The sequence below is a fragment of the Clostridia bacterium genome (assembly GCA_014360065.1).
In the GTDB taxonomy this organism is placed as follows: domain Bacteria; phylum Bacillota; class DSM-521; order Neomoorellales; family JACIYF01; genus JACIYF01.
In genome coordinates this window covers 1-12613 of record JACIYF010000073.1, presented here as the reverse complement: position 1 = coordinate 12613, position 12613 = coordinate 1, and the positions used below count along the sequence as shown (strand labels likewise).

The window sequence follows — 12613 nt, the reverse complement described above, 5'->3', positions numbered from 1 at the left end:
TGTGCAAGAGTTGAACAACCAATGCCCATGCGCGTGGAACCGTAAGCGCGTGGTTTTCGCTGGAATGAGCTTGGCAGCAGTTTTGCATCAAGCTGTAGCTGAGTAGTTAAATCGTTCGCTTGGGTGAGCAGCCTAGTAAACTTCGGGTGAACGTTTTTCGCCTTTTCCGGACGCTCAGGGTTTGCCGCTAGCATGCTTATGTTGCGAAAGGGGGGAGGATGAAATCCTGCCGTTAGTTTACTTAGGTTACGGGACAAACCAAAAGAAATGTTAGCGCACAATGTATTTGGAAAAATGCTGGTCGGGATATTGCGAAGCGGAGGTGGATCCTAAAGTGGCTAATGGAGCGCGAAAATGGGTTGGTGCCAGAGCCAAACGAAAGGAAGATGTTAGATTTGTCACCGGGCGCGGGCGTTACACAGATGACGTTAAGTTACCCGGAATGCTTCACGCAGCTGTTCTCAGGAGCCCATATGCACATGCCAGAATCGTCAATATAGACACATCGAAGGCAAAACAGTTGGAAGGCGTAATGGCGGTTATTACTGGGGAGGAAGCGAAAAAGTTCTGGAAGCCTCTGGCTCCGACTATCAATATTAGCATGAAAGTACCCGAACTGTATGCGATTGCAGTTGACAAGGTAAGGTTTGCCGGGGAGCCAGTCGCGGCCGTTGCCGCAGTGAGCCGATATGTTGCCGAAGACGCGCTTGACCTTATTAGGGTAGAATATGAGCCGTTACCGGTTGTGACCAGCGTAGAGGAGGCATTGGAAGAAGGTGCTCCGCTACTATATCCGGAGTGGGGCGATAACGTTCAAGTCGATTGGGGATGTTCGATCGGCGACGTGGAGGGTGCTTTCAGCAAGGCGACCCACGTTTTTCAAGAGGAGTTTACGCAGCATCGATGGACGGGCGTACCCATGGAAGGAAGGGCAGCGGTAGCAGACTACGATCCGTACTGTAAACAGATGACAGTCTGGATGTCGACGCAAGCCCCGAACCAGTCACGTACCCTAATTGCACAGACGTTAGGGTTACCCGAGCAAAATGTAAGGGTCATAACACAAGATGTGGGCGGAGGGTTCGGCAATAAACTTCAAGCTGATGCAGAGGTCATTCCCTGCCTGCTTGCCATGATAACTGGCCGACCGGTTAAGTGGACGGAGTCGCGGGTGGAGAACCTGCTCTCGGGGATGCAGTGCCGGGATTACGTTTGGAAACTTCAAGTAGCCGCAGACGGCAACGGGAAGATCCTTGGGATAAAGGCTGACTTGGTTGGGAATATAGGCTGCGACGGCACTGTTCGCGCAGCTGGAGCCGGAAAGATCTTGGTTGCAGGCGCCTACTTGCCTGGTCCCTATAAGGTGCCCGCTTATGAGGTCAGAGTAAGAGGGGTGGTTACGAACAAGGGTCCTTATGGGGCATATCGCGGCTACGGCAAGGACATCGCTAATTTCCCGATGGAGCGGATGATGCAGGTGATGTCCCAGAAACTCGGCATTCCGCCTGAGGAATTGCGTAGAAGAAACTTCATAAGGCCGGAGGAATTTCCGTACAAGCAGATAAGCGGTCCCCTCTATGATAGTGGAAACTTTGAAGCTTGCCTAGACAAAGCGCTTGAGCTGATTGATTACGCTAACGTCCGGAATAAACAGCAAGAGCTTCGGAGGCAGGGCAAGTACCTGGGAATAGGACTAGCGTTTACGCTCGAGCCTTCGGGGGGAGCGGTGCCGAACTGTATTTTCAATGGTTACGAACCAGCCAGGGTGCGCCTTGTGCCAGAAGGTGGGGTCCAGGTCCACACGGGACTTCAGAACATTGGTCAGGGCATAGAAACTACGCTGGCCCAGGTTGTAGCTGATGAGTTGAACCTTGATCTTGATGATGTCAAGGTTATCTTCGGAGACACCGATGCCATGCCTTACGGACTGGGGGTATGGTCCAGTCGCGGGGCCACATATGGTGTCTCTGCAGTCAAGGAGGCGGCCCGTAAGCTTCGCGAAAAAATCCTTGCTGTAGCAGCCAACATGTTGCAGGTTGCCGTTGAAGATCTAGAAATCGATTATAAGAGCGTTTGCAGTAAGACTAGTGATAAGCGCATTAGCTTTCGTGAATTAGGCAATGCAGTGCATCTATGGCCCGGTCCTTATGGGTTAGTGCCGAAGGAGCATGAGGCGGGGCTGGAGGCTAGCGTGGTATGGACCAGCTCGGTAGTAAGCTGGACTCCGGACGAGTTAGGGAGAATAGTCCTGTACACCACTCACCCATCGTCCTGTCTGGCTGTGGTCGTCGAAGTCGACATTGAAACCGGGCAGATCAAGCTCCTTGATGCGGCGGTTGCCCATGATTGTGGCACTGTCATCAACCCAACGATCGTTGAGGGCCAGATCCAAGGGGGCACTGCACAGGGTATAGGTGGAGCGCTAATGGAAGAACTCAAGTACGATTCCAACGGACAGCTCCTAAATGTGGACATGTCCACATACTTGCACCCAACGGCCATGGAAATACCGGACCTGAAAATTGCCCACATCGAATCTCCTTCACCCTTTACGCCCCTTGGCAGCAAAGGAATGGGGGAAGGACCCACGATCGCACCGCCGGCAGCAATAGCGAATGCTGTTGAAGACGCCCTTTCTGAGTTTGGAGTAAGAGTATCGGAGCTTCCGCTGACTCCTGACCGGGTTTTTGAGCTCATCAAGCGATTTGCCGTTAAAGCCGGCTAAGGACTGAAAAGAGGTGCCAGGCATTGGGCAAGTTGAGACTTTATCCGCTGCTCTTGGGAGAAGCCGAAGTAAGCGCCAAGTTAGACATATTTTGGTCGCTTTCCAAAGACGAGACTGTAGTCAAAGTACCCATCCTTGGCTTTTTGATCCTGGGGGGATCGCATCCTGTACTAGTCGATACCGGGTTTAGAAGCGCAGAGCGCTGCACTTCCGTGCATAAGCTAGGGCCTCACCGTACCCGAGACGAGTGGTCTGTCGGCGCGCAGCTCGGCCGTTTCGGCATAACTCGTGATGATATCCGTTATGTAGTCCTAACGCATCTGCACTACGACCACGTGGGCAATTGCGAGTCATTTCCCAATGCGGAGATAGTCGTGCAGCGCGAGGAATTAAAAGCAGCAGCTGCGCCGAAAGCGAGGCACATTGCAGTGGGAGGCGGCGGGTTCTTTTATGACCGGATGGACGTTGCAATGTTGGTAGATAGACTATGGGCACAGGTTGCGCTGATAGAAGGCGCTGAAGAGATTATTCCTGGAGTGAGATGCGAGCCTTTTTGGAACTCTCACACTCCAGGAAGTCAGGTAGTTTATGTCGACACCGACGCCGGAAGGGTAGCGTGTATTGGCGATATCTGCCGGAAGACAGAAATAAACATCGAGCAGCAGATCCCGCCGGGACTTTACTATGACCTCGAGTCGATGCAGATGGCAATATACAAACTGAAAAGAGACGCGGATATTTGTCTCCCAACGCATGACTACAAGGTATGGGAGAACTACGGCAACGATGGCCTGTAAAACTAGCAGTCCAGAGGGATGAAGAGGCATGTGTCCAATTAAGCTTGAAAGAGTTGCAATCAATGTGCCCGACCTTGATGAAGCGATGCGCATGTTCGAATCGATAGGCATAAACTTCGGGGCTGTAAGAGAAGTGCAACAGCCTGGCGGAACCACAGCGCGTGTCGCCCTCAGCCGGCTGGGGGTTGAGCTTTTTGAAACCTCAACTGCCGCAACAGAAGTTAGCGTGCGCAGCTTCCACCTGCGAGTTGACGATGTGGATAGAGCAGCGGAAGAAGTAGCGAAGAAAGGCGGGAAACTGATCACAAGGTTTGCCGTGGGCAAAATGGAAGAAGCCATATGTTCTTTCTACGGTTTGCGAATTGTCTTTGTTTCTTACCCGGGAAGCGACCCAGTGGCTGCTTTCGTGGAGGGCTAGACCGCGGCATGCTAGGGGGGACGAAACGTGATTATAAGCGGAAAACAGGAGCTGCCGTTTGACCGGGCCCGCGTATGGGACTATCTCAACGATCCTGATGTTTTAAGAATATGCACTCCCGGTTGCGAGAGTTTTCGGCCGATGGAAACAGATACTTACGAAGCTGCCATAAGAGTAGGGATCGGTCCCGTATCAGGGGTTTATCAGGGGAAGATGGCGATCGTTGATAAGAATCCGCCAGAAAGTTACTCGATTGTTGCCAGTGGGCAGAGCGCCTTAGGCTCCCTCGATTTGAGGTGCGATATACGTCTGGGCGAAAACCAAAATGACACTGTGGTCGTTTACCAAGCCGATGTCACGGTGAGCGGAATGTTGGCCGGCCTGGGCCAGCGTGTTCTCGGGGGCGTAGCAAAGATCCTGGTGAGCCAGTTTTTCGGTAACCTGAAGAAGGAGATTCAGAGAAGAGAGGGGAGTGGTGCTGCATGAAGCCTTCCAAGTTTCGCTATACGGCGCCGTCCATGGTCGCAGAAGCCCTTGATTTCTTGAACGAATATGGTTCTGATGCCAAGATTCTTGCCGGCGGGCAAAGCCTGGTGCCGATGCTTAACCTGCGCCTGGCGCGGCCGAAGATACTCGTAGATATAAACCGAGTAGAAGAGTTGTCGTTCATCCGGGTAGAAGGCGATACCTTGGTTATTGGGGCGCTGACCAGGCACGCGGAACTTGAAAAATCGGAAATTGTGAAGCAAAACTGCCCACTTTTGTCCGAGGCAGCTGCGCTGATAGGGTCCCGAGCAGTCCGCACGAGGGGTACGATAGGCGGCAGTCTTGCTCACTGCGATCCCGCAGCTGAGCTGCCTTGTGTGTTACACGCTCTGGGAGCAGAAGCTCTGGTCGTTAGCAAACAAGGCGAAAGAACTATTTCCATGGACGAATTTTTCATAACATATTTTACCACTGCGCTGCGGCCCGATGAGCTAATAAGGGAAATTAGGGTACCGGTATTTACCAAGAGGATGGGTCATGCAATAACCGAAGTCTGGCGTCGCTACGGGGATTTTGCGCTGGTCAATGTAGCGGCGTGGATCAAGACCGACAGTGACGAAAAAGTTGTAGGAGCAGGAATTGCCCTGGGAGGCGTGGGGGGGTCGCCCCACAAAGCGAAAGCTGCTGATCTTCTAGTCGGCAAAAGGCCTGACGAAAAGGCCATCAAGGAGACAGCAGAAGCAGTTGCGGATGAAATCTCGCCTGAGTCCGACAACATTGCTTCTTCAGACTATCGCCGACACCTTGCCAAGGTGCTGACAAGAAGAGCCCTCACACTTGCGGCAGCTAGAATTAGGGGGTGACAAGAATGGTAGACACTGGAGCTTGTTATGAAAGCAAACGGATTAGAGTCACAGTAAACGGAGTGACTTACGAACGTGATGTGGACGTTCGGTTGCTTCTTTCAGACTTCATCCGGCAAGAGCTCGGCCTTACGGGGACCCACGTAGGTTGCGAAGAAGGGGTTTGTGGTGCATGCTCCGTTATACTTGATGGGAAGCTGGTAAGATCTTGCTTGATGTTCGCGGTTCAGGCTGACGGATGTCAAATCACCACAGTTGAAGGGATTGCCCAGGGGCCAGACAACCTTCATCCTATTCAGGAGGCGCTCATAGAAAATCACGGAGTTCAGTGTGGTTTTTGTACGCCAGGGGTAGTCGTGTCAATGTATAGTTTTCTTAAGGAGAATCCAGAACCAAGCGAAGAAGAAATTAGGGAAGCTTTGGCTGGCAACATCTGCAGGTGCACAGGTTACGCCGGCATAGTAAGAGCAGTCAAAAGCGCCAGTCGGAAGGCGCGATAGATACTATTTAGAAAGCCCAAACATGAAGGTGGGAGCCTTGCGGCAAGGCTCCCACGCGTACCCTTGGTCTCAACACCAAGTATGTGGGGAAGAAAGGAGGTAGTGATCTTGGAAACGGGCATTAATGGAAGAGTAGTACTGGTCACGGCTGCTGGGCAAGGAATCGGAAAGGCTGTAGCAAAGGTCTTTGGAGAGGAGGGGGCAAAACTCATAATAAACGACGCGGAAGAGTCCAGAGCCCGGGAGACAGTACAAGAACTTGAAGCAATTGGAGTCGAGAGTATTGCCGCACCTTTTGATGTCTCGGACTTTGAGCAAGTGATGGCATCTGTTCAAATGGCTAAGGAACTGGTTGGTCCGGTAGACGTGCTTGTAAATGTTGCTGGTATTTCTCCAAAAAAGGATGGACAGAAAGTTCCTCTCTACGAGATGGCCAAAACAGAATGGGACAGAGTAGTAGCTGTTAATTTGACCGGGATGTTTAATTGCTGTCGGGCAGTGCTTCCGGACATGGTCAGGCTGAGGAGGGGAAGAATCATTAACGTCTCTTCGGCTTCTGCTAGGGTTTATACAGCATTCACTGGTGCCCATTATATTGCTACCAAGGCAGGGGTCATTGGGCTCACCCATGCTTTGGCAGGTGAACTCGCCGAGTTTGGCATTAACGTGAATGCGATTGCGCCCGGGCGGGTACGCACGGCCATGCTCTCTATGGTTCCTAAGGAAGTCAACGAGGAATTCCTGAGGAACGTACCTATGCGGAGATTCGCTGAACCAGAAGAGATTGCGTATGTAGCATTGTTCTTGGCGTCAGATCTGGCTTCATATATAACTGGCGCAACACTTGACGTCAACGGGGGTTTCTACATGAACTAGAGGCTCTAACAGTTAATAAGAAATAGCATTTGTTATGTCTCGATTTGCAAGCATCTTCGGTTTCGGCGTGATGGTTGAGCCAGTTTTCTGTTGAAAGGCGTGTATGCTACGTGCGAGAAGACGTTGGGCTGGGGCTACGAAATGCCGGGATGGTAGAGCATGAAGTGGCGGAAAAGGCCCAGAAAAAGTCTCTTGCTCTTATACCAACCGGCAAGTGTCCTCGTTGCGGCCGAGCGACCTCTCTTGTGGGGTGTTTCAACTTGCAGAGAAGAGACAGGGAAGGCTGCTCGGTAAAATGCGTTGTCAACAGAGGATATTAGCAAGAGGGGCTAGGTACCGGGCAGACCTGCATTGAGCTTGGGAAAGAGGTGATTCAGGTGAATAATGCCGAGATAAGTCATCTTCAAAAAGTAGCTAGGCGAGTTAGACAAAACATCGTCAAAATGCTTCACAAAGCTGGTGCAGGTCACCCAGGGGGTTCCCTCTCGGTTGTGGAGATACTGGTTGCCTTGTATTTCGAAGTAATGAGAATAGATCCCTGCAGCCCGAATTGGGAGGAGAGAGATCGTTTCATTCTTTCTAAGGGGCATGCGGCACCAGCACTTTACGCCGTACTTGCTGCTAGAGGCTACTTTCCCGAAGAAGAACTATTGACCTTTGATGCGATCGATTCGAGACTTCAGGGTCACCCATGTATGAAGACAACGCCTGGGGTGGACATGTCCAGTGGGTCCTTGGGTCAGGGGCTGTCTGTAGGGTTAGGAATGGCCCTTGGAGCCAAGTTAAAACAGAAGGACTTCCGGGTATGGGTGCTGCTCGGTGACGGAGAACTACAAGAAGGCCAAGTGTGGGAAGCGGCCATGGCGGCCGTTAAGTACCGGACTACTAATCTGACTGCGATTGTAGACATGAACGGCTTGCAGCTGATGGGAAAGGTCAGCGAAATTATGCCTATTGCCTCAGCGCGAGCAAAGTGGGAAGCCTTTGGATGGGCAGTCACCGAAATAGATGGTCACGACTTTCGAGAGATCATTTCTGCCATGAGGGACGCAACAGACACCGCGAGACCCGTAGTGATATTGGCGAACACAATCAAAGGAAAAGGGGTTTCGTTTATGGAGAACCAGGTATACTGGCATTCGGCCGCGATAAGTGATAAACAGCTACAACTTGCAATGGGAGAGCTAGCGCCATAACATCAAGCCTAAAGTGCCGAAATCAGCAGGTGTACGAGGAACTAAACGGGACTTTTTTAGAACCGCTTGTTGGACTAGACCAAGAAGAAAATAAAGCGATAATGAGTTAGCGGTAGACGCCCACCCTAGCATTATCTCGATGCAGAAGTATTCTCCCTAAAAGCTGAAAGCTGGTCTCCATTTTCTGAAGATCTTTTTGCGTAGGTGGAAGCAACGCCGTGGGTGCGACTTACAGATTGAGGAGCAGCAACAGAAGTTTCTGACAGCTGATGCTGAGTTTTGTCCCATCTGCTACTATAGCTAACCTTCCGTGGGGTTTTTGGGTGCCATTTGCGCAATAAAGTCCTCTTGTTGTTGCCGTGGCAAGCATGGTCAGGAGCTGTAGGCTTTGGGAAGAAGCGGGTGATTCTAATGAATGGCGCCATAGCTATCAGAGATGCAGTGGCCGATGCTTTGGTAGAGGTTGGATCGGTCAACGAGGAGATAGTAGTACTAGATGCGGACTTAGGAAGCTCTACTAGGGTGGACAGATTCGAAGCCGTATTTCCGGAGCGTTTTTTTCAGATGGGCATAGCGGAACAAAACATGGTTTGCGTAGCCGCAGGGTTGTCAACTCTTGGGTTCATTCCCTTTACAAGTACATTCGCTTGCTTCGCAGCAAAGAGAGTTACTGACCAAATTAGGGTTTCGATAGCGCAGCCTAGATTAAACGTAAAGATAATGGGGGCCTATGCCGGTCTGTTTACTGGGAAGACAGGCAAGACCCACCAGTCGGTAATGGACATTGCAGTTATGCGAGCTATGCCTAATATGGTTGTAATGGAACCTGCTGATGCGGTCGAGGCCAAGCAAATGGTTAAGATGGCAGCAGAGCATGATGGACCTATATACTTGCGGACCACACGAGATCCGTTGCCAGTACTCTTTGATTCGGAGTATGAGTTTAGGATTGGAAGCGGTGTTATTCTACGCGAAGGAAAAGACGTGAGTCTTGTTGGGCAGGGGTATACTACACATCTTGTTCTGGAAGCTTCGAAGTTTCTAGAAGAAGAAGGGATAGACGCCAAGGTAATACATATTCCAACCCTAAAGCCTTTGGACAAGGATTTAATATACCAGGCTGCGCTTGATACTGGTGCTATCATAACAGTCGAAAACCATAGCATCATAGGTGGTCTGGGTTCAGCAGTGGCCGAGCTGCTATCTGAAAGTATTCCTGCATTAGTGATCAGAGTTGGCATTATGGATACATTTGGCGAATCTGGATCAAATAAGGATCTAGCCGCAAAATACGGGCTGACTGTAGATAATATTGTAGCCAAGACCCTTGCCGTCACCAGGGCCACGGCCTGATAATACCATAAGAGCAAGGTTTGGGGCGATTTGGCTTGCCTGGACCGAGCCTGGTGTTCTGGACCCAGGGACGGTGCGAACGGAAATCCTATTGCCAAGTTGCTGGAAGAACACTTGACAACGGGCGCGAACAGACTAGGCCATACGTAGAGCAAATGCTTGCCTAATCGATTGGCGTCAGCCAGCTTTTTCCATCTCCCTCAGCTTTCCCTGCTCCCCGACATCTTCTACCGGAATTCGCGGTGGCGGTGGAGGAGGCGAGAGAGGCTGGGCCGGTCCACGTTGCCAACCAGTTCTGGGCAAGGCTTGGGATGGAAGAGGTCTTAGCCGAGGCAGGTATCAGGGAAAGGGTGCGGCACTTGACCAAAGTTATGGTGCTGAACAGGCTGATCAGCCCGGCCTCGGAGCACGGCATGCCCGGTTGGGTGAACACAACGGCCCCGAAGACATAATGGGTGTTAGCTTTTCTAATCTGGCGGAGGACTCTTTGTACCGCAACCTTGACCAGCTGTATCCAGCGCGAGCCCAAATCGAGGCGGGGCTTAGGGCAAGGGAAGAGAATCTATTCAACCTTGACAGCGCCACATATCTCTACGATCTTACGTCTACCTATTTTGAGGGGCAGTGTCAAGAGAACAAGGAGAGCAGGGGATATTCCAGGGATAAGCGACCGGACCGAAAACAAGTTCTGGTGGGGCTGGTGGTGGACAGGGAAGGCTTTCCCATCATGCATGAGGTCTTCGAAAGAAACCGATCTGATGGTACCACCGTAGAGGAGATGCTTGACGCCTTAGAGAAAAGGCAGGGGAGAAAAGAGGGGGTTACGGTAGTCGTAGACCGGGGCATGGCAAGCGAGGAGAACCTATAGCTAATTACCGGACGTGGCTACCATTACGTTATAGCCGCAAGGCAGAGCGAGCGCGACCGCTGGCTTGGTGAATTCGAAGAGGGAGAAGGATTTGTTTTGGCCATCGACCCTTATCAAAAGAAGACCCAGGTAGAGGTAAAAAAGAAGGAGTGCGGCGGCCGAGTTTACGTCCTGGTAGTAAGCGAAGAGCGCTCCCAAGGACCGAGCCATAAGGGAAACTCAAGAAAAACGCCTTCTTTGTGACCTTTGAAAACTAAAAAGCGGGTAGAAAAAGGCCGGCTTAACCGGGATGACAAAATCTTTGAGTCCATTGGCCGGATAAAAGAGTGCTATCCCCGGGTGGCCAGGTATTACGAGATCGCCTACAACAAAGCTGGACTCAGCTGGACATTAAGGGGAGAAAAGAAGGCGGTGGCAGAAAAACTTGACGGCATCTACCTCCTAAAAACCGACCGCGCCGACAGTCAGCGCCGAAGAGGCCTGGCGCATCTACTCCCTTTTAACCCGGGTCGAGAACGCCTTTCGCGCCATGAAAAGCTCCCTTACCGAGAGGCCTATATTCCACCAGCTTAAGGGGCTGTTGGAAAACATGAGCGAGGAAACCATAATGAGACACATATGTTGATATGACCGCCATGTTATCGTATAATAAACCCATAAGATGTCTTATTATGGGGGAACGCTCATGGCTAGAAAATCCATCCCGGTACAAAGAAGAGTTCAAATAGTCAAGCGATACTGAGCAGGAGAGCCCATCGCCTCCTTGGCTAGGCAGTACGGGCTATCCCGCGAAACCGTCTACCGGTGGATAAGGCGTGTCGAAGATGCAATGCACTCTGTTCTTGCCGACCGGCCGCCCCTTAAAAGAGGAGGTGATGGCCGGTGATGGGTCGGAAAACACGCCAGGTCTCCGTGTTCTTTGGTTGCTGGCACAGCCTTGTCCCAGAAGACCACTTTCTGCGCCAGGTAGAAGAGGCGGTCGACTTCTCCTTCATCCGAAAAAAGGTGGCCCACTTGCACTCTTCTACCGGCCGGCCGTCCATTGACCCCGAAGTGCTTATCCGGACCCTACTTGTAGGTTATTTTTACGGCATTACATCAGAGCGCGAACTCATGGAGCAGATCCAGTCAACCTGGCTTTTAGAGAATTTATAGGGTATGAGCTGGACGAGGAAATTCCCGACCATTCCACCCTGTCCGCCATGGCCGTTTCAAGGGCACGTCTGTGTTTCAGGAAATTTTTAATGAGGTTGTTCGACAGTGTATCGCGAAGGGTCTGGTTGCTGGCAAGCACCTTTCGTTTGACGGTACCACTATTCAGGCCAATGCCTCCTACGAATCGATGGTGACAAGGCGAATAGTTGAGATGTCCCCGGCAGAGTACATGCAAAAAGTGGAGCAGGAAAATCCCGTAGGAATAGAGGGAGAGCAGGAGCCACACCCGGCGAGCGATCAGAGAACTGCACCAAAGGAGCCTGGCGTAGCTTCTGGCTCAAATGAAGGTGTTGCCCTTAAGCCAAGCGCCTCCCCGACGGACGGTACGGATACCCGACAGAGGAGCTCAGTTTTTGCTGATGGTGGCAGAGATAGGTCGGGCAAACTAAAAAGGCCAGAAGAGAAAACCAACGCCACCCACATCAGCCGTACCGACCCCGAGGCCAGGATATTTGCCCGCCCCGGGCAACCGAAGAAGCTGGGCTATATAGAGTGTATTACCGTAGACAGTCTGTACAAGATCGTTACCGGTGTGGAAGTAATCCCGGGCAACGCCGATGAGGCCAGGGTACTGGTTCCTTCAGATGTTCAAGTTCGGCTTTCGGCCGGGTTCCGTATCAGGCGACAAGGCCCACGGCGAATCCCGCGTCTACAAAGAACTTCTGGCACTTGGGGTTAAGCCTTTCATCCCGCATAAGAACTTCCATGAAGGCAACCCCAAGATCTGGCCCCAAGAGAAGTTCCGGTATGACGCGGAGCACGACTGTTACATCTGCCCCAATGAGAAAGTCTTACGGTACCAAGGGTATATAGATAAGGGGATTATGAAAGTGTACCGGGCAAGGTCCCAAGATTGTAAAGTTTGCCCCCACAAAGCCCGGTGCACCACCGCCAAGAGGAGGGGTCGGACCATCAAACGGCATATAGACGTGCGGGTGTTTGAATACGTCGATGGGCTGCTCAGGCGTCCTGAAGCACGGGAAGCCGCGATCTGGCGGCGTACCGGACCAGAAACCATATTTGGGGAAGCCAAAGAACGCCACGGACTAAGGAGGGCTAAGTTTAGAGGTCTTGAGCACGTTAGAGAACAGTGCCTGATGACTGCCACAGCCCAGAACATAAAGCGCATGGTCAAAGCACGGGCAAGAACCAGACCCCCAAGGCTCTGGAATTTTCACAAAGGTTAACGGAATGGGATCCAAGATCGAAGGGGCAAGGCGTGCCTGGTTCGCCCTGCCCAACTCCTTTTTATACCGCTTGGCAGCCTAAGAAGGGTCGGCTTTTAAGTGGAGTTTTTCAACAGCCCCTTGAGCTAA

Annotated in this window: 13 protein-coding genes and 1 pseudogene; all 14 read left to right on the top strand. The window is 51.8% G+C overall.

Going from position 1 to position 12613, the window contains the following annotated elements; all coding sequences use genetic code 11:
- Positions 1-280: 280 nt before the first annotated feature.
- Entirely contained in the window at positions 281-2725 is a 2445-nt protein-coding gene (locus H5U02_10460) for a xanthine dehydrogenase family protein molybdopterin-binding subunit (protein MBC7342846.1), read from the top strand.
- A gap of 23 nt (positions 2726-2748) precedes the next feature.
- Positions 2749-3522 carry an N-acyl homoserine lactonase family protein gene (locus H5U02_10455; GenBank protein MBC7342845.1) on the top strand — a complete coding sequence of 258 codons (774 nt, stop codon included), beginning with the start codon at positions 2749-2751 and terminating at the stop codon, positions 3520-3522.
- Between the two features lie 28 nt (positions 3523-3550).
- Positions 3551-3940, top strand: a complete 390-nt coding sequence (locus H5U02_10450) for a hypothetical protein (GenBank protein MBC7342844.1) — start codon at positions 3551-3553, stop codon at positions 3938-3940.
- A gap of 27 nt (positions 3941-3967) precedes the next feature.
- Positions 3968-4426, top strand: coding sequence for a carbon monoxide dehydrogenase subunit G (locus H5U02_10445; protein ID MBC7342843.1), 459 nt, complete (start codon positions 3968-3970; stop codon positions 4424-4426).
- Positions 4423-5289, top strand: a complete 867-nt coding sequence (locus H5U02_10440; protein MBC7342842.1) for a xanthine dehydrogenase family protein subunit M — start codon at positions 4423-4425, stop codon at positions 5287-5289. Before H5U02_10445 ends, H5U02_10440 begins: the two co-directional genes overlap by 4 nt.
- 5 nt (positions 5290-5294) lie before the next feature.
- Positions 5295-5789, top strand: coding sequence for a (2Fe-2S)-binding protein (locus H5U02_10435; GenBank protein ID MBC7342841.1), 495 nt, complete (start codon positions 5295-5297; stop codon positions 5787-5789).
- Positions 5790-5897: 108 nt separating this feature from the next.
- Positions 5898-6665 carry an SDR family oxidoreductase gene (locus H5U02_10430; protein MBC7342840.1) on the top strand — a complete coding sequence of 256 codons (768 nt, stop codon included), beginning with the start codon at positions 5898-5900 and terminating at the stop codon, positions 6663-6665.
- Positions 6666-7042: 377 nt separating this feature from the next.
- Complete coding sequence (locus H5U02_10425) at positions 7043-7861, top strand: transketolase (protein MBC7342839.1); 819 nt, start codon at positions 7043-7045, stop codon at positions 7859-7861.
- Between the two features lie 411 nt (positions 7862-8272).
- On the top strand, positions 8273-9214 hold the full coding sequence (locus H5U02_10420) for a transketolase family protein (protein ID MBC7342838.1): 942 nt from the start codon (positions 8273-8275) through the stop codon (positions 9212-9214).
- A 421-nt stretch (positions 9215-9635) separates the two neighbouring features.
- A complete protein-coding gene (locus tag H5U02_10415; protein ID MBC7342837.1) occupies positions 9636-10082 on the top strand; it encodes an IS1634 family transposase in 447 nt (148 codons plus the stop codon).
- A 96-nt stretch (positions 10083-10178) separates the two neighbouring features.
- Complete coding sequence (locus H5U02_10410) at positions 10179-10325, top strand: hypothetical protein (GenBank protein MBC7342836.1); 147 nt, start codon at positions 10179-10181, stop codon at positions 10323-10325.
- A 3-nt stretch (positions 10326-10328) separates the two neighbouring features.
- Positions 10329-10655, top strand: coding sequence for a hypothetical protein (locus H5U02_10405; protein MBC7342835.1), 327 nt, complete (start codon positions 10329-10331; stop codon positions 10653-10655).
- 190 nt (positions 10656-10845) lie between these two features.
- Positions 10846-10968 (top strand): helix-turn-helix domain-containing protein, encoded by a 123-nt coding sequence (locus H5U02_10400; protein ID MBC7342834.1) that lies wholly within the window; start codon positions 10846-10848, stop codon positions 10966-10968.
- 26 nt (positions 10969-10994) lie between these two features.
- Positions 10995-12463, top strand: a pseudogene (locus tag H5U02_10395) (IS1182 family transposase).
- Positions 12464-12613 lie beyond the last annotated feature (150 nt).